Here is an 18587-nt window from a genome sequence, read left to right on the forward strand (position 1 = left end):
TTGCCTCATTCTGTCCCACCATGCAGGGCATTGGCTTTTGCCCGTTGGAGGGCTTGGGTGACCGCACGGCTTGTGGCAAGAGGATCGCGCGCCCCATTCACATGCACCGTGACATTTTGATGGTGATAAATGGATGCACTCTGTTTACTTTTGTCCCTTGCCCCAGTTGCCGCAGGGCTTGTTTGCTGGCGACCGGCAAATTGTACAATCGGCTGCAAAGCTGTTTTGCCACCAAGCCAACTGGGCAAATGAAACATGTTGGATAAATCAATTGAGCCAATCCATCCTTTGATGCGATGGGGTAAGGATTTAAAAAAGTCAGCCAATTGTGTGATGGAGGACATAAAGCCATCGACAATCCCATTGGCTAGATCTTCTCCGGCCTGTTCCATACCCGCCTTGGCTTCTTCTGAGAGCTTTTCGCGGGCAAAAAAGCCGCTCAACCAGCTCCAAAAGTTGGAGAGACTTTGCTTAAAACCCTCCCATACATTGCCAAACCATTGGGATAGAGCAACAAGCCCCTGTTTGAACTTTTGCCAATGTTCAGAGAAGTCAAAGGCAGCAGCAAGGATGTTTTTCCACTTAGTAATGGTTGCAGTATCAGCACCAAAAAAACGCATGACGGCTTCAAAGGCACGCCCAAAAGCGTGTGCTAGACCCCGAGCAAAACCTTTGACAAAAGAGGAAAAGCGATCCCAATATTTCCACAAGACAAAACAAGCAGCCAAGATCACTGCCACAACAGCAGCAATCAGAGCTCCTATGGGGGTAAAAACAGCACCAACAACAGAAGCAATGCCAGCGGCGACCACTTCCACAATTGTTCCAACCCACCCAAATGTAGCGGCAAAGGCGCTGCCTGAAACCATAAGCCCGCGAAAGCCTGCCACCAACAAAGTCATGGGACGCAGAAGACGAAGCGTGCTCCCACCAAAAGTTGCTGCCATGATTCCCAAAGAGCGCCCTGAAGATGCCAAGCCTCGCCAACTTGTTTTAAGAGCACGACTCACACCACCAATTTTGATCAAAGAGCCCATCAACTGAAGCAAACCAAGGCGTGTGCCAGCCATGGTAAAGCGTAGCACCCGCAGAGCAATATTAAAAGCCATCAAGGCGGCAATGGTTTTGACAATGGCACTGGTTAAAGCGGGATGGGCATTGGCCCATGCCATCAAGCCATTGATAAAATTTCCAACACTGGCCATCAAATTGTTGACATGGGGCAACAACACGTTGCCAATGGTAATGCCCAAAGCCACGATGCGGTTTTGCAAAAGTTCAAATTGCCGGATGGCACCGGTTGCTTGTTTATCCGCTTCTTGCTCTACGGAGCCTTTAAAGACTTTGGGGTCTTTAACAAATTCGAGTGCTTGGCTTAACAATTCTGGATTGCCAACCAATTTGGCAAAGTCACCGGTAAAATCGCGCCCAGCAATGGCAATCAGCGAACGCATACCCTGTTCGGATTTGGCTAAAACATCAAAAAAGCGCACTAACGTGCCGGTAGCATCTTTGTCGAGGTCTTGGAGAAACTTTTGCCGTGACATCCCAATATTGGCAAAAGCATCTTCAATATGTTTGCCCCCTGCCTGAATACGCGAACTCATCGCATTGAAACCACGCGCTGCACTCTCAGGGACAATCCCCGCAGAAATCATCGCGGTACCAAAAGCAGCCGTTTCACGGGCGGTGAGCTTAAACATGGTGGCAGCACCGGTGGCACGATTGGTAAAATCAGATACTTCACTGGCTTTCGCCGCCATATGGTTGGAGAGATGATTGATGGCATCGCCTAACTCTTCAATGCCTGTCTGACTGAGCTTAAAGACATTGCGCAATTTGGCAAAGCGTTCACCAATCTGGTCCCCCGTCATATCAAAAGCCACGGCCGCTTTGGCGGCATAAAGACTAAAGGATTCGAGATCTTGCTCGCCAATCCCCGCTTGGCTCGCACTGGTCATCAGTTCTAAAACCTCACGTGCTGCAAGCGGGATTTTGGTTGAAGTTTCGAGAGCAAAGCGGCGCAATTCCTTTAAGCGATGCAGAGGCGCATCAAGAACCTTTTCCAAGCCCTTCATCGATTGGTCAAATTGCATGGCTTTATAGAGGGGCGCAATCAAGGTTGCGGTTTGGGCAACAGCACCCACCATGCGCCCTCGCGCTTGAGTAAAAGCCATTTCAGCATTCTTTGTTGCATCTTCAAGATGTTGAGGATCAAACCATTTTTGAAAGTGCTGGCGCGTTTGTTTTTGTAAATGAGCAACATCGGCACTAAAGGCTTGCAGATCGCGCTTGGCAGAGGCTATCCCTTCTTGCAGATGATTGACAAAACGCACCACAAGGGAAACATCCATAACAGCTCCTTATTCCAACATGTGCTGTTCATATTCTCGGGCTTTCAAGCGTGCTAATTCACTGCGATAACAAACAACATCCAGCCAATCCATCTGGTTGATTTCTAGAGCCGACCAGCGAAAATAGAGCGCTAATTCTGCTCCAAATTGTCCAGCGTAAGGGATTGGCGTCCCATAAAAAAAGCAAAAAAAGCCTTCAAGATCGCGATAATATCGACAGCGTCTATACGATCAATCAATTCGACCGTTTCGTGAGACATATCTGCCAAAAGTGCTGTAATGCCTTCTGTTGCCTCATTTGTGAACAAAACTTGAGAAAGCTTGGCAAGCAGAACATCATTGGAGAGTGTTTTCTGCTCGCCAAACTCTGGAACCAGCAATTGTGTCAATTGCGGTCCTATCAGCACTGCCAATTGCTTGGCATGTTTGAAGGTAGGGCGATAAAAGGTCAATTTATTGCGCGTCGCTTGCTTGCCATCACTGTCTTGATAAAGTATGGGCACTTGCAATTCCACATCAATGCTTGTTTGTAAATGTGTCATCATGAATTCCTATAAATTGAGAATAGAGCGCCGGCGTCCACCAATATCTTGCCCATTGCGCACAAGCCAACCGCCCCGTTTAAACGAAAAGCGATGTAGGACAGCACCATCCCAATATTCGCTATAGTCCCAAATATTCTTAATCTCACAATCATAGCCTGTTGCTTTTCCAGCAGTAAGACTTTCGCTATCGACTTTGATCAGGCGCCCTGTGACATCAATGGAATGTTCATGCTCGCGCCCATCTTCTTCAGACACCACATGTTTTTTGCCAGTAAATTTATGACGAAGACCAGGGGGACCAGCAAAGATACCGATGATTTCGGGGGTATGACTGCGGATCTTCATTTGCAACTTCAAAGCTTTTACACCAAGACCACTCACATCAATTTGCATATCAGAACCGCCTGGTTGATAGGTTTCAGTGAGTTCTTCTAAGGTGGGCAGTTTCAGCGTTTCAAGATCAAGATGAAGATTGACATCATCATCAACAATCAGGGTAAAACCACGAACAATCCGTAAAGTCATGCTTCACTCCTTGCTGCTTTGCGATAGCTCTCTAGCGTATCGCCAAATTGATAGGTCATTTTCTTTTGGATATCTTCCGCCAGCCGGTCAAAATAAGCGCTATTGCGCCTGCTTCCAAAACTTAAATCTTCGAGAGGAGGTACTTCTTCGGCATCAAATTCAACCCGCAACTTACCCAATTGTAAAGTGCTGTTGGAATTCAAATCGCGATCGAACCAAACACGTCCACCAAGCAGGGCACCACGGGCAATCATATCATCAAGAAACTGCGTGAGAGAGCGTGTAATGGCAATGACATGTTGACCGGTAAGGTTTTCGTCATTGGCAAAAGGGCGGAAACTATTGATGATGGTTTTTTCCAATGCTGCGCGGGTGCGCACCACATTGACAAAGCGCCAAAGCGGATCAGAAGATGTGGTATGATTGCCCCATAAAATGCGTCCATTGGCAACCATCTTTCCTTGCGCGTTTTGACTAAGCCGTGCCGGAATAAAGGTAGCAATATCGGCTTGGTTAAGACGATTTGCCTCATGATCGATTTCGCCATCAAAATAACTAATGGGGCGCGCTGTGCCTAAAATGCCGTGCACATCTTGGTTTGAAGGAGACCAAAAAACACCCCCCTTTTGTTTGTCACGTTTGATAAACATCGCTGCGGCAAAGGGACTTGCCGGTTTAATACAATAACCACCCTCACCGTTTGCCACCCGCACAAAGGGGTCAATCAAATAACAAAAGCGTGAGGAAAAATCGGCGCGATAAGCAAGACTTTCTTCTGTATTTTTGCCCCCTGTGTCAAAAACCGCAATCGCTTGCAGCTTTTCAGCCACCTGTTCTAGCGCGTCAGCCACGGGGTTTTTACCATTATCAAGGCGCCCTGCACTATAGGCTGGTGCCAACAAAATTCCAGGTTCAACCCCTAAATGCCCACGCGCATGGGTCAAAGCATGAACACCGGTCAATCCAGCATTGGACCCTACCATTTCGGCTTGTGTCTCAGAAATTGTCGCCTTTTCTTCTACCCGCACAAGGACAATTTTGGCCTCACCTCCTTGCGCGCACACAGCGTTAATCACATCAAGAGCCGTGCCCTTTTGCCCTAGCTTTTGGATTTTCTCTGTTTCATGGGTAAAGACTAAAACAGGTTCATTTACCGGATAAATTTGTGCATCAGCATCAGGGGCTGTAACAACCGCGCCAATCGCCGTCTGATCAAATGTTGCCAACGGCCTAGAGCTTTCACCAGCCTCAACAATGCGAATACCATGATTAAATTCTGTTGCCATCTTGCGCTCCAAATCAATAAAGCAACAATAACAACAAGGATCAAACCGCATAAGACTGACACTGTCAGTCAAAAAAGCCCTTTAAAAGGGCTTTGAAACCCCTTTGAGAAGGACTTTAAAAGAAAATGATACAGCTTAAGCTAACAGACAATAAGCGTGCGTCAAATCATTCGATTGTTTCCTATGCAAAAGCTTGCGTCCAACTAATCTATGCTCAACAATTACATTCTAAGCTTGCTCATCTTTCTCTTATCGTTCTTTTACAAGCTCTTCGGGTGCGTCTTGTTCTACCCTTTCAGAAGACAAAGAAGCCTTTTCTTCATCAACGATAGGAGGAGAGAACACCCCATCTTTATAAGTCCAGCCAATTTGTGCTTCATTTGAGGCAATAGCTTCTCCATCAAAAGCATGAATATAATCTTCTGGCGCTACAATAATATTTGTTACCACACCATTTTCAACAACTGCATATTCCATAAAAACTCCTATATAAAAAACCTTAACAACACTGCTCCGTTGCCACCATCACCACCTTCGTCACCAGACTTTCCTGGGAAATAACCTCCACCTCCACCAGCTTTATCGCCACCACTATTTCCACCATTTCCTCCTTTTCCACTGCAGCCTCCTTTTCCGTTTTTATCCCCACTACTACCTCCTCCCCCACCGAAAGAAGAAGCTCCACCCCAGCCACGGTCTCCCCCTGCTTTTTTTCCATAAGAGCCACCACCCCCGCCACTGAAACTAAAAGTATTACCATTAACACTAGTCTTATCAGAATAGTAGCTGCCACCAGGTCCACCAGAGTAGAAGTCTCCCACACTGCCATAATTGCCACTACCATTATGACTACCACCTCCGCCGCCACCTACGACAAGCAGTCTTTCAATAATTGTCTTCCCACCATCTCTACCACCATCGCCTCCATTTCCACCTTTGCCACCATGACCAATTTGGACATTTTGGGAGTTTTTAAGCTGAGCTCCTTTGATTTTAATACATGCACTAGCACCGCCGCCGCCGCCGCCGCCAGTAATACCTCCCCCACCTCCACCGCCACCCCATGCCCATATTTCGATATTGGTGTTATCACTAACCCCTTCAGGCCATGGAATAGTGCCACTTTGTGTTACAAGAACTTCAAGGGGAGAGGTCGCTTTCCTCAGTTTTGTGATTTCATCACGTATTTCTTGAAGAGCAACAACAGCTTCGTCTTTGCTATAAACTTCCGCACCATCAACTTTCAGCGGTCCTTTAAGAACGCTTCCTGTTGCAGTTAAATTTGTCACAACTCTACCATTGTGGATGAGGTTCAGGGATGAGTTTCCTAAAAGCTCTAAGCTACCACTCATAGTGACTTTGCTGGTAAACTTGTTATAATTCTGCCATTCGTTTGATCTTGCTAAATGACCATAGCTTGTCAGATCTTCATTAATCTTGGCTTTAAATGCATCAAGACCAACAATATCTTCAATTTTGTGTTGGTGTGCTCCAAGCAGAGAGACGGCACTGCCAAAGGTAAAATGATTGTTGCTAGCTTTGTAGAGAACATAATTGTTGGCAGCATCTTGTGCACCTTCGATATCGCCCAAATCGGTTAAAGTGAAGGTTTTATCCGCTGCCATTTTGCCTTTGAGGACTGCTTCAAGATCTGCAACATCCCCTATGCTATGCGTGTGTTTTGCAGGAGCTTTGTTGTCTAGCTTTTCTTCCACATCGGCAATGGCTTGATCAAGTTTCGTCAAATTCTCACGCAAAATGGGGAATTCAGAACTGATAAAACGCCCTTCTTGTGGCAATTCCATTGCAAGCTTTTTGGTTTTTGTCATTTTCGTTCTCCAAGTCTCTAAAGCAGCTCCAAATCCGATCTTTCAAAATGAGGGGGTATCACAAGATGCCAGCCCCAAAATCACGCAACATTGATCGTGCCGAAGGTCCACCGGTTAGCGTCAGTTTCAAGCGCGCTTGTCTCGCTGTCTTATTGCTGCTGACAAATTTTCGCTCTGTCCAAAGCGGCTCGGAAAGCTGTTCTGTTTCCTCTAAGGTGAGGGGGATAAAAGCACCATCATCCAGTTGCATCTCGAGGGTGAATGTGGAGCCGCCCGGTAAAAAGGTTTTGATATAGCTGGTCAACCTTGCCTTCTCACCAAAGGCAAAAGCACGGGTAACATAGGTTGCTGTATTATGAATCTTGCCGGCAATCACCTGAACAGGAGCAAACAGAACGGGGGAGAGTTTTTCTGTGCCTTTGAGAATGGCGCGTAATTGAACCGTTTCACTGATATATTCGGTGAGGCTTAACAATTGAAAGGGTAAGAGTTGGTAAATCGTGCCATTGTTTCTTTCAATTTCAAAGATCACCGAACAATCACTGGAAGGCAATTCAACCGTGCTACGGATTTGCAAATCAGAACAGTCAACAAGGTCAAATGTGCCAAGATCAATGGTTTTTGTTGTTTGTCTGTAGCGTGCTGCCAAGACACGGAAGGCTAAAGCTTCATCTTGATGGGCGCTCCAGCTTTGCGCATTGACAGACGAAAAACGAGGACCAGTCACGTAAGGGTGACTTGAGACAAATCTTTGCTGTTCTTCATCAAAATCCCCGAGCTTTGCGAGTGAGAGGGAATGATCAGCATCATCGGTCTTAAGGACAAAAGCTGTTAAGCGATCATTGGGGACAAGGAGTGGGACATCATAGCGTGCCTGTGCCCATCCGGTTTTTGCCCCCTTCATCGAATAAAAGCTTTGGGCTTGGATATCAGCTGTTGGATAACCGTTTTCTGTTGTCACCAAATCAATCACCAGATCATGATCTGGATTGCCGATTTTACAAAGATGAAAGTCAAGACCGGTGATTTGCCGTGTTTCTTCCGGTGTAAAGACTTGCGCTTGTGGATCCACTTGCCTCCAGATCTTCACCGTTGTGGTGCGCCGCATCACTTTCACATCAATAACACCTTGCCCCGTAAACAGACCTGTTGCCACTGTTCCCCCTTTCCCTGTTGCTACAACGCTCTTTGTGCCAGCAGGGATGTGTTCAGGAATCTTGAAAGTGCCTTCCAAAATGCCATTGCCATTGGCAACAAGGCGGCTTGTTGGCAAGACATTCACACCATCAAAGGTGAGAGCGTCTAAAATTTCTCCCTTGCCAAAGCCTTCAATTTTAAAGTGAAGGGTAATGGGTCTTAAAAAATCAATTTGTTCATGCGCAACATTGATCAGTTCATCATTTGTTTCTGTCTTGCGAAGACTGCTGCCGCGGTGCGTTCCCATAAACAATTGATTGGTCACGCTCGAGAGCCAATCGGTACGCTGGACATGCCAAAAATCTGTAGCGGGTGAGAGTGTGATCGTCCCAGGCAGAGGGGTAAAGTTTTGATAGGGGTTGATTTTTTCGCAAGCCGTTGTCAATTCTTGCGCAATGATCACTTCATTTGTCCAGTCAAGGGTGACAGGAGCCTTTAAGGGGGCGGTGTAAAAGGTTGGATCAATAGCCAGCTGTAAAATGCCATTGCCAACAGCTCCTGTTTGCGCAAATCCTTCATCTCTGTAAGTATCATCAAGAAACGGGTCAGCAAACATGCCTTTTTTGGCAACAGGCTCTTTAGAGTCAACATTGCTTTTAATGCGCTCTAATTGCATCAACCGATCAAGGGAGAGCACCCGTTGAAAATAACGCCACATCTCATCATAGGGAGCAACCCGTGTGCCATCATTGGTAACGAGCGGAGTATCCAGCCAACTATTGGTGATGGTTGCAAGGGAGAGGACATCATCGGGGACACTGGGTGCCATGGGATGGTCTGCTGAGATCCCTTTGATATAGACAACACTGCCCCCTGTATTAAGACCGATACGGTCAATACGGGGTAATTTGTAAGTGTAACTAACAATAATATCTCCCCCTTGCGCACCCCCTGAGACAGTGATTTCTTGTGCCGTGACTTTATCGGCGCTCACTTGCGCACGGTAGCGATAGGTCACTTTATAACTGCTGCCCGTTGCAGGCTCATCTCCTACCGGTGCCCAGTCAATGGTATCACCGGTTTTCTTAAAATCCGTTCCTTCTTTAAATTCTTTGTTGCCTTGCACAACTTTGAGAAAAGAGGTGATGCTTTTATCAGGAACACCATCTCGTCCTGCAGCTGTTGCACCGCGGGTGACCGTCACGGTTTTTTCTTTTGTCAACAAAAGAGAGTGAATATCGGCAATGGGAGCATAATAGCTTTTGAAGGTAAAGCTTGTCTTTTTATCTTGCGGGGCAAAAATATGGGTTTCGCTCGGCACAAGCCCTTGCGAAAACTCTTCTTGCTCTTCATGGCGCAAAGCAGCAAGGCGTTTGCGCTTAAAGCCGTTGATATTGGCTTCCCCTTCCTGAATGCTAAAGATTTGGCAACCATTGTTTGGTCCCAGAGCCGTCACACGACATCCACTCACGATATAATGGCCATGAGCACGGTCATAAGTCGCTATCGCTTGCATGGCGGGTTCCAGCAGTGAGGGGGACTTTTGATCAATGAGAATGCCATCTTGTAAGATATAAACGGGAAAGAAAGTGCCTTGCTGCCCATCTTCTTTTAGAGCCCAAACAAGCTTTGCAGTTTCGCGTGCCGCACCGGGCTCTCCTTCTGCCAAGGTGCCTGGAACTTGCCCCAACAGCTCTGGATCATCCTCATGGGTAATCCATGTTTTTTGCAACTTCACACCGATTTCAATGCGACCAACCATAGAAACAGCGTTGAGAACAGTCTCTGAGACCGGAAAGATATCCCCTGCGATATAGATCTTGCCTTCTGTTAAGGTAACCGTTTGAGTGTCTTTATTGACAAAAGCATCAGCCCGTTCAACACGGTCTCCCTCTTTGGCAACGAGGCGCCCCAAACGGTCATGGCGTCCTCTGATGATGGTTTGCATCTCATTGAGTTCACCACTTTGGATAAAGGGACGTTGCCCATAGAAAACAACGCTTTGTTGGTCGTCTTTGCCGCAAGATCTGTCAATTGCAAAGGGTAAACCACTTTCATGCTTCATCTTAAAACCTCAATAAAATCTTGAATTGTTCGCGCACATCACCGCGCAAAGGGATGTTAACGGGCGTTTTTATGATCTCCACCCCGCCAATCAGTTCATTGCTGTCACACCAAAGCTTTCCAAAGGGAACATGGTGTTTGGGGGTCGCATGAACGAGAACGGCAATAGAAGCAGCTTGTTTTCCATCAACATTTTGAAAATCCGTGCGTGCTGCAATAAGAACTGCGGTGCCCCTCGAGGAGGGTTGATAACAATCGCCCAAATGGTGATAAACACCCGCTAAATTCTGTTCTACTGGTTGGACAATGTTGCATCTGCGATACCCAATCACATCATCCTCACTGTCTTTTAACACGAGATAAAGGGTGCGGTTATAAAACCACTCTGCCATCAGTATGTCGCGTTGATGTTTTTTAACAGAACACCAAGGGAAATTTGCCATATCCCATGGGTAATCAATCTGGTCGAAACTTAATTCCCCATCCACATCATCCATCCAATTGCCAATCAACAAGCCTTCTTGTTTGGCAAGTGTGTGCTTGATTTCTGTTGTGCGCCCAAAGGAAAACAGTGTGTCCCCCGCGGTTAAGCGCACACCGCTCTCATAATCCAGCAGGCATGCATCAAGGCGTGACATATTGCCTTCCATAGCTTGCACGTCATAACCATTGACACCGCGGCGAAAATCAGAGCGCAAACTTTTGGAAAGCTCTGTGATGGCTTCAATGGCTTCAAGAGCACTTTGTTCAGGCAATTGATCAAAGTAAAGTTGAAAAGAATTCCACCACGCACGCCCCGACCATGCTGGTGTAAAGCGTGCTGTAATCTGAAGCCATGCAAGCCCTCTATCAATGGCCGCTAAAGAACCACGAATATTTTGCCATTGCAGCCCTTGGTCAATCAAATCATAAGGATTAGAGAAATATGAGCTTAATTCTTGTAAGCCATATTCGTCGATCAAGTAAGGCAACCACGAAGGGGGACGGGTGATAAATTTCGCGCGGGGGATTTCTTCGAGAGTGTTTTTGACCTGCGGATCAAATGCCATTGCTTCGGCTAAACAGCGTTCAAACAAGCTTGAATTTTGCGGTAAAAGTGAGGAAATCATCAATAAGCGTTCCCCCGTTTAGACAAGACAATCTCCCCTAAAGCCACCGCCTCATCAGGTGCGACCACAATATCTGTTAAGGGCTGTGTTAAGATCACATGGTGGACACCTTCAACCATCAAACGGCTTATCATCCAACTTAAAGACAGATCACGCCCAAGCCTTTGCGCCCGCGCCCATTCCGTTTGCAAATTGTTCACGGCTTTTTCCAAAACAAGGGGACCTTCATTTGGCAACAACCAGAGATCCGCATACACATCGATAATCCGCTGCACAGCACTTTTTACAAGGATATGATCATTGGTCATTTTAACCTGTTTTTCATCAAGAGCTGCTTGTACCTTGGCAATCAAAGCCTCATCGGCAATACCAGAAGGACTATCGCTAAAAAGCGCAACATGAATAAGCGGGCTTTTCCCCACACGATAAACAAAAGCATCTTTGACACGGATATCGCTCGAGAGGGCAAAATATTGATAACGTGGAACTGTGCCACCTGTAGAATGCCCTTGACGGCTTAAACGAATACGGCGACGAAAACGAGCATCATCTTCATCCAAAAGGCGGGAAACCCCATGAAAATCCCCCAAATGGTCTAAACTTGTCCCACGCGCAAAGGCAAGGAGATTGTCCCGCGCGACCTCATTTGCTCGCTGGCGCAACAGCAACTCTTCATAAGCAGCCGCTTGCAATTGAATAACCACGGGATCATAAGCCGTCTTTTCCACATTATAAGGAATATTCTGTGCGGCAAAAAGCTTGGTTAAACGGGTGATTTTTTGCTCTAAAATAGCCTCAACGGAAAGCTCTTCAAGAATTTGTGGGAGAGGCAATTGCTCAAATTCTGTCATCACCCACCTCTAAATCGACACTGATTGGTTCCTTATGTGACCAATCGCCCAAATGCCCATCGGGATAAAACACACCTGTGAGAACAAAGTGGAATGTTCCCTCCCGCGTTGCTTTTATCAGATCAATCTTTTGCAACGAAAACCCAGGCTCTCCACATTCTGGATCATTTAAGGCTTGTACAATTGCTTGATAAAGCTGCAATATTGTCGCCGGATCAGCATTGGCATCTTGGAAAGCTCCAACATCACATCCATAATGACGCCGCAAAACCCGTGTCCCAATCTTTGTTGTCAAACATTTACGAAGGGACTGACAGCAGTGCGCCCAACCATATAACAGAGAGCCGTCCTTTTCACTCACTCCACAGCGCATGCTTTAAGCACCTTTAACTGCCTTTGTTGAAGAAACGACAGGTGTTTGTTTTTCAGCAATCTGACCAAGCAGCAATGGGTATTTGGCCGCCTCATCGTTTAAACAAATTTCTTCACCTTTTCCCGGCGAACGATTGCCTGCCACAAAATCCGCATTGGTTAAAATGACATAAGTTTTTTCACGCATGATAAACTCCTTTAAAGGGGGCTAGAGGTTGTAGAGGGACCAATTTTGACCCCACCATGTTTGTGGTCTGCTCCAACAGATGTTTGATTATGGTACAAATCTTCTGCTTGAATCTGTACGCTTTCACTGATCGCAACACGGGTTGCTTGGTGACAAAGCTCCAAACCTTTTTCACTCAAATGGATTTGGTTTTTCCCATGGGAGAGGATCAGTCCCTCTTTTGTGATACGCAAAGCGCCACCGGCATAACACAGCGCTAACTCTTGGTGTTGATGAGCGGGGTTTGGCGCATCCTCACTATAGCTATCACGAACCACCAAAGAAGCCGAACCTATTTCCCCATGGGGATTAAACAACCGCACTGGATCACCAACATTTAAAGGCATATTGCTCGAAACAGCGCCTGCTGCTTCTTGTGCTTGCAACCAAGGCGATAAAACCGCCTGCCCATTTTGCCCTTGTGAGGAAACTTGCACCCGCACCCTATGGCCATCAACTTGCACAACCCGCCCAATCATGTGCTGATTGGCAAGACAGAGTTCGAGTTTATCCAGCCGTTTCATAATTTGCCGAAAGGTCGCAGCAATGAGATGGGCATCATTCATCACACGCCCTCATCTTCCAAACAGATCAAACCCCTTTTAAGCTGCCCTTTACTGTCATCACAAAAAATATCGTGACCCAGATGATACAAATCTTGGTGCCATTCAACCACGCTTATTGCCACACCGCGCTGCTTAATCGCCGCGGAGATAATCGGTTCAATCTGCACTTCACGGGGCGCACCCAAATGCGTTAACCCCCACAATTGCCCGCTATGACAAAGCACCGCAATGGCTTCAGCCAAAAGCCAACTGTGATAATCACGCTCTTTGCCTGTGGTGATAATAAAAGCACCCAAATGAAGATCGGCACTCTGCTGCCCATTGGAGACAGAAGTCAAACGGCTTTCTAACACCGCAACACGGATTGCTGGTGCAACCAACATTTGGGTTTCAAGTTCTTCTAAATGAAAACGACCAAATTGACAGCCGCAATCACGCACATCAGGCAAAGCGCTTTTAAGGCTCTTTATAACCGCTTCACGAAGTGCATTAATCCGCCCCATCTGCTTCATCATTTGACTCATGAAAAGATCCTTTCCAACCAATCCTCTGCTGCTTTGACAATTTCCACTTTATTGCGCTCTGAAAGCCCTAAATAAGGGCGTGCTGGCATCGTTACTTGGTGGACACAAACAAAGCGCTGTGCTTTGCTGCTGTTAAGAAAGAAGCGAAGGGTGCTGCCATTTTTAGGGCGGATAACCCCACCCAATTGGTGAATACGGGCATAAACCAAACCACTTCCAATGATGACCTTTTCTGGGGATGCCACCATATCAATAGAGCGTGATAGCGCTCCACTGGCATAAAGAATGGAGGTGCGGGCGTAATTGTTTTGCCACTTCTCTCCTTGAGGAGAGGTTTTTTCACTCTGAATCCGCCGCCTCGTGCTCTCTTGCAACAGACGCCCCACCCCTTGCGCCAAAGTTCCCATGGAAGTCTCAGCGCCTTTTTGCAAAAAAGACAGAGCCGCTTCAAGCCCCATTTCTTTAATTTCAATAGGGGTGGAAATGCTCATTTTATCGCCCCATCAAACGTGGTTTGGCATGAAAAAAAGCACCATCCCGAACAGGCCCATCTTCGCTCATAATTTTTGGTTCATCTAAGCCTAAACCCGCTTTGCCCTCCGCAATGCGTTTGAGAAGATCAATCGCCTGTTTGTGACGATCCTCAATGGTGGTGGTAAGAGCCGTATGACGGATGGCTAAATTATAAACCGCAAGATTGACACAAATCATGCCCAACGCTGTTGGCTGTCCGGCAATCGGCACAACGTAGCGATGAGACAGATGGGCATCAATCTCACCACTTGCTTGTTCTAGCGCACGGACAATTGCCTGATCAGAGATTGTTTGGTCTGGATTTTCGCCAATCCCGCACAAATCATCCAAAAAATCATCACCCCAGAGCTCTTCAATCAAGGTTTTGTTTGCATAAGCCATAGAGACTCTCTTCCTCAGACAACCTCTTGCAGCAAAACACCAGCATCCTTGGCTGCCACCAATTCACAGACCCGTTCACCCACACGCACCCGTTTACCACCCAATAAACCGATATCTTTATCAGAGATCGCCCCAGAAAAACGCTCACCCAATTGCGCGCTAAAGCCCCAACTAATCACAGAACCATCCGCCTGTTGTTTGGTGGGATCAATATAAAGCAGTGCTATCTTATTGCCCCAAACCCGCGCCAATTGTGCTGAGCGCCCTTTGCGCGCCAAATTCACTTGCGATTCACCAATGAGTAAACGCTCAGGGTGTATTTCCATCAGATCGGCAAATTGTGCCTTGGTAACAAAACCATCGGCAGTGCCACCCCCTTTAACAGCTTTGATGATTTTGGGATGGCGTTTGAGTTTTGACCAAACGACTTTACCCATAACAATAGTATTGGGCGTATAGACAAGGCTTTTATCCATTGCCTCATCTAAAGTAGCATAAGGATCTGATTTGTCATAATCGCTAAACTTATTCTCACCCTTAAGATCAATCACCCGCTCTGGAGCATAATTTTCACGCGCTTGCACAAGAGCTGCAACACGCACTTCACGCCCCAATTCCAGCAAGTTGGCAAGTCCCTCCACAGCTGTCTTTTCAGGGTTATAACGAGAGCGTTTTTCTGCCCGTGCACGCGCTGCTGCTTCAATATCCGAATTGGGAATGAGATCATCAAGCCCATAATCTTTGACACTGGCTTCCCGTTCAAAGGCCGAAAATTCAACCATATTCGGGCGTCCTTTACGGCCAACCTCAAGTTCAGGCACCGTAAAACTTTCCGCTAAGGGAAATTCACTATATTTAAACACCTCACTTAAAACAGGAACGCGGGGCAAAACTTTGTCGCCAATAAGAGAACCTGCTGGATTGCGATAACCAATAGCAATAGCGGTGAGTGTTGGATCAATGGGAAAAGGTCTGTTCATTTTAAGCCTCGACTAATTAATTTTAAAAGAAATAACATCACCAGCAGAACCATCACTCATGGCAAGTCCAATCGTGCGATCTGTTCCTTCAGCCTTTATGGCACGCCCCTTAGCATCAGAGGTCAAAAAGTCACCAAAGGAAACATTGCCCCCACAAACCACTTCGCCCCAACCACATTGGCCAATATCAATCATCTCACCAGCCTTTGCGCTCAAAGACCCAGCAGTCCCTAATAATTTATCACCCTTACCAGAAGCGGTGACCACACAACCCTCACCGCGTGCCGCAACAATGCAATAAGGCGAAATTTCATCGCCGGCGCGAAAAGACTTAATCAAAATCATTGTACTCATAACGAGCGCTCCTTTTGTTCGCAAACAGTGTCAACCGCTTGGCTAATGGTGATAAAGTGCCCTTTTTGCGCTTGTTCTTGTTGATAATGGCGTGCCGCAACAGCAAGATCTTCTGGTGCAAGATTTTGTTCTTGTCTCAGAAAAGAGCGCTCTAAAGGACTTGTTGAAGCAAGAGTGGGCAACTTCTCAACCAAACTTCTAAAATGCTCCATGCCCCCTTCAAGGCCACACAGTGCACGATATTCCTCACGCGCAGCTGGCAATATTTTGCCCTCTTCAATGGCTTTATCTAAAAGCCTCTCAATCGCATCATTTTTTTGCTCTGCCTGTAAAAGGGCCAATTGATTGCGTGCCTCTGTTAATTGGGCATTCAATTCCACACGCTCCTTTTCGCGTGCCGCAACAGCGGCTAAAATTTCATCAAGCCGCACATCTTTTGAAAGCGAGAGTGCGCTAGCAATGGCTGTCAAATCCATATCTTTCTCCACATCAGTTGTTAAAGGGGGGATTAAAGGCTGTTGACTGCTTAAAGCCGTCATGACAAGGGCTGGACGATTCACCAAACCAGCACCGGATAAATGTAAAATTTCACCTTTCTTAGAATGGCGAAACTCAGGCGAAAGATAGCGATATTCGCGGGCAATAATTTTTTTGGCTGCTACCTCAGTCCACTTAACCCGTCCCCAAATCGCACCATCCCGCTCTACTAATTTTTCAATCCAACCACTAGCCGGTGCTTCTAAACCTTTTTGCGCACGGTGATGTTGCCCATGCTCATAATCAATCACAAGCGGTCCTTTATTTGCCTCAAAAGCTTTTAAAATCCTTTGCGGGTTATAATGCCATTCCCGCCCATCACGTGCCTTCACATGGGGCGCTTTGGGTAAAATCTCTACCCATTCAGGCGCTTGTTTGCCTGTCATGTCTTCACATAGATTATCTTGGCACAAAACCTCTGGGCAAAGATCAATCAATGCGGTATGAACTGCCCCATCATGAAATGTCCCGGCATGTCCATCCTCTTGATCTTCGTGAAATTCCTGTTCCATCATTGCCTATTGCTTTACAGTTGTCATTGGCAATAGAATGCACGAAACCCATCCACGCTATAAGTCTGACACTGTCAGTCAAAAGAGCCTCTTTTAAAAAGCACTTTAAAAGCACCCTTTTCCCCACTTCTCCCTGATGAGAGAAAAGTCTCTTCCAAACCCTCTTATAAAATCGTTTTCAAAGGCACTTCAAAGGCGATAGAGCGCCATTATAAGTTTGGAGGTACAAATTATCGTCTTATACCAAAAAGCCTCTCTCAAGCCGTTTTTTTAAAGATTGCTTTTCTGCTTAAAAGCACTATACTTTTAAACTGAAGGTGTGAGCCAGTTTTGCCAGGACGGCTTTGCCGGATCTGCGAGGAGTTGACCGCCCTCCATGCCTTCTTCATTTTCCTCACCCCTTCTCCTTTAAGATCACAGGAATTTCTTCTTGTTATTTCCCTACAACAATCTCTCTCAAGCCGTTTTTTTAAAGATTGCTTTTCTGTTCAAAAAGACTATACTTTTAAACTGAAGGTGTGAGCCAGTTATACCAGGACGGCTTTGCCGGATCTGCGAGGAGTTGACCGCCCTCCACGCCTTCTCGTTTTTCCCACTTCTTCTTTACTAAATTGGCATAGGCTTTCTTTCTACTATTTTCCCTACAACAACCTTTCGCCCTTTTTTTCGGCAGCCTCCAAAAGACGTTGAATTTCCTTTAAGTCCTTTTTATGCATAGAGGTAAGCCACCATTCTTGTTTGCTTGCCACAAATTTAACCGCAAACCGCCACCATGCCCCAGCACCTTCACCAAACAGGATAATTCCCCGTGAATCTTTTCGCCTGATGATACCATGGGGGCGGATGAGGGTTTGAATAGCACCACGAAAATCATCCACAGTCAGACTACGGGCTTGATGATCCAACAAAATATGCTTCACACTGTCTGAAGAGAGGCGGACAAGGGAACTGTCCGTTGCAAAAACTTCACGCACCTTATTTATCATCGGGGCAATGGGAAGAAATCCACGCGGCAAACGCTCTTCAAACATTGCTTGCAAAAGCGGCGAACCAACAATATCTTCAATGGCAATGCGCTTGCGCTCTTCTGGCATCATAGCAATTTTATCACTCAAGAAACGGCTTAAGTTTTGCGCCCGATGTTTTCCAGGATTAGAGTTCCAACCAGGATCAATTCCTTTTGGGATCTTTTCAACTTTCCCTGTCCGTTTATTGTGCCAAACCTTCTGTTCCACTTGTAACGGAGCTGCATCCTCTTCATAGCCTAAATTTTCTGCTTCATAACGGCCCACCTGTCGCACACTGCATTTACATCGCCAACCATTGGGCGGATAAAGCCAATCCCAAACAGGATCATCAACCGGTGCTGTAAATCCCACCCAACTTTCATGTTCTAACCGTTTGTGCTCTGAGCTAGACAAAGCATAGGTCAGATAAGGTAAAAACTCTTTATTATTTTGTGTACGCTCCCACTCACCTGCCGCATGCGCACTCATGCTATTGGCCCAATAGACCGTTTCTAAGCGCCGTGGACTGCCCAATTGCACCAAACTCTCTTCACCGCTTTGTGGATCAAGGACACTCTTTTTACCCCACCAGCCTTTTTCCTGTAAAGAAATGGTATTATATAAAAAAACACAATAAAGTCAATACCTTGATTGGATTTATTTTATTTGAATCCACTTAAGAATCCACACTTTTATGCATGATTCAATTGACCATTTTTTACAAACAATAGCCATCTATAAACAGAGCATAAAAAGCAAATCATGATGCCAATGTTATAACGCATGGGAGCATTCAAATGAAATGCAAAGCAGTTATCATTCATAACAGCTCATAAATTTTACAAGACGTTTTTATCACATAAATTGCATTGTTAAAACGCAATCGTTTAAATG

19 protein-coding genes are annotated in these 18587 nt (G+C 46.2%); all 19 read right to left on the reverse strand.

The features are described from left to right. Positions 1 to 5 precede the first annotated feature (5 nt). The 19 genes from AC0QT4_RS05790 to AC0QT4_RS05880 all read right to left on the reverse strand — a co-directional run bounded on the left by AC0QT4_RS05790 (position 6) and on the right by AC0QT4_RS05880 (position 18233). Entirely contained in the window at positions 6 to 2354 is a 2349-nt protein-coding gene (locus AC0QT4_RS05790; RefSeq protein ID WP_473200769.1) for a phage tail tape measure protein, read from the reverse strand. 131 nt (positions 2355 to 2485) lie between these two features. Further along, positions 2486 to 2896 carry a hypothetical protein gene (locus tag AC0QT4_RS05795; protein ID WP_473200788.1) on the reverse strand — a complete coding sequence of 137 codons (411 nt, stop codon included), beginning with the start codon at positions 2894 to 2896 and terminating at the stop codon, positions 2486 to 2488. Positions 2897 to 2905: 9 nt separating this feature from the next. Beyond that, positions 2906 to 3424: a phage major tail tube protein gene (locus AC0QT4_RS05800; protein WP_473200770.1), complete on the reverse strand. Its 519-nt coding sequence runs from the start codon at positions 3422 to 3424 to the stop codon at positions 2906 to 2908. After that, positions 3421 to 4710 carry a phage tail sheath C-terminal domain-containing protein gene (locus tag AC0QT4_RS05805; RefSeq protein WP_473200771.1) on the reverse strand — a complete coding sequence of 430 codons (1290 nt, stop codon included), beginning with the start codon at positions 4708 to 4710 and terminating at the stop codon, positions 3421 to 3423. Before AC0QT4_RS05805 ends, AC0QT4_RS05800 begins: the two co-directional genes overlap by 4 nt. Positions 4711 to 4959: 249 nt before the next feature. After that, positions 4960 to 5187, reverse strand: a complete 228-nt coding sequence (locus AC0QT4_RS05810; RefSeq protein ID WP_473200772.1) for a hypothetical protein — start codon at positions 5185 to 5187, stop codon at positions 4960 to 4962. A gap of 8 nt (positions 5188 to 5195) precedes the next feature. Continuing rightward, the gene (locus tag AC0QT4_RS05815) at positions 5196 to 6539 is read right to left on the reverse strand and encodes a Bgr_08870 family protein (protein ID WP_473200773.1); all 1344 of its coding nucleotides are present in this window, start codon (positions 6537 to 6539) and stop codon (positions 5196 to 5198) included. A gap of 58 nt (positions 6540 to 6597) precedes the next feature. Then, entirely contained in the window at positions 6598 to 9741 is a 3144-nt protein-coding gene (locus AC0QT4_RS05820) for a DUF4815 domain-containing protein (protein WP_473200774.1), read from the reverse strand. A gap of 1 nt (position 9742) precedes the next feature. Beyond that, entirely contained in the window at positions 9743 to 10849 is a 1107-nt protein-coding gene (locus AC0QT4_RS05825) for a phage tail protein (protein ID WP_473200789.1), read from the reverse strand. Next, a complete protein-coding gene (locus tag AC0QT4_RS05830; RefSeq protein WP_473200775.1) occupies positions 10849 to 11700 on the reverse strand; it encodes a baseplate assembly protein in 852 nt (283 codons plus the stop codon). Before AC0QT4_RS05830 ends, AC0QT4_RS05825 begins: the two co-directional genes overlap by 1 nt. Then, positions 11687 to 12073, reverse strand: coding sequence for a GPW/gp25 family protein (locus AC0QT4_RS05835; RefSeq protein ID WP_473200776.1), 387 nt, complete (start codon positions 12071 to 12073; stop codon positions 11687 to 11689). The genes AC0QT4_RS05830 and AC0QT4_RS05835 overlap by 14 nt, the downstream gene beginning before the upstream one ends. A gap of 3 nt (positions 12074 to 12076) precedes the next feature. Then, a complete protein-coding gene (locus tag AC0QT4_RS05840; RefSeq protein ID WP_473200777.1) occupies positions 12077 to 12259 on the reverse strand; it encodes a hypothetical protein in 183 nt (60 codons plus the stop codon). Positions 12260 to 12270: 11 nt separating this feature from the next. Continuing rightward, positions 12271 to 12864: a baseplate assembly protein gene (locus AC0QT4_RS05845; protein ID WP_473200778.1), complete on the reverse strand. Its 594-nt coding sequence runs from the start codon at positions 12862 to 12864 to the stop codon at positions 12271 to 12273. Then, positions 12864 to 13388, reverse strand: coding sequence for a hypothetical protein (locus AC0QT4_RS05850; protein WP_473200779.1), 525 nt, complete (start codon positions 13386 to 13388; stop codon positions 12864 to 12866). The genes AC0QT4_RS05845 and AC0QT4_RS05850 overlap by 1 nt, the downstream gene beginning before the upstream one ends. Beyond that, on the reverse strand, positions 13385 to 13879 hold the full coding sequence (locus tag AC0QT4_RS05855; RefSeq protein ID WP_473200780.1) for a phage virion morphogenesis protein: 495 nt from the start codon (positions 13877 to 13879) through the stop codon (positions 13385 to 13387). The genes AC0QT4_RS05850 and AC0QT4_RS05855 overlap by 4 nt, the downstream gene beginning before the upstream one ends. Before the next feature lies 1 nt (position 13880). Beyond that, positions 13881 to 14303 carry a gp436 family protein gene (locus AC0QT4_RS05860; protein ID WP_473200781.1) on the reverse strand — a complete coding sequence of 141 codons (423 nt, stop codon included), beginning with the start codon at positions 14301 to 14303 and terminating at the stop codon, positions 13881 to 13883. A 14-nt stretch (positions 14304 to 14317) separates the two neighbouring features. Then, entirely contained in the window at positions 14318 to 15283 is a 966-nt protein-coding gene (locus AC0QT4_RS05865) for a capsid protein (RefSeq protein WP_473200782.1), read from the reverse strand. A gap of 12 nt (positions 15284 to 15295) precedes the next feature. After that, positions 15296 to 15637 (reverse strand): hypothetical protein, encoded by a 342-nt coding sequence (locus AC0QT4_RS05870; protein WP_473200783.1) that lies wholly within the window; start codon positions 15635 to 15637, stop codon positions 15296 to 15298. Continuing rightward, positions 15634 to 16686 (reverse strand): phage protease, encoded by a 1053-nt coding sequence (locus tag AC0QT4_RS05875; protein ID WP_473200790.1) that lies wholly within the window; start codon positions 16684 to 16686, stop codon positions 15634 to 15636. The genes AC0QT4_RS05870 and AC0QT4_RS05875 overlap by 4 nt, the downstream gene beginning before the upstream one ends. A gap of 641 nt (positions 16687 to 17327) precedes the next feature. Continuing rightward, complete coding sequence (locus AC0QT4_RS05880) at positions 17328 to 18233, reverse strand: phage head morphogenesis protein (RefSeq protein ID WP_473200784.1); 906 nt, start codon at positions 18231 to 18233, stop codon at positions 17328 to 17330. Positions 18234 to 18587: the final 354 nt, after the last annotated feature.

This window comes from Bartonella sp. EBT8, from assembly GCF_055796165.1.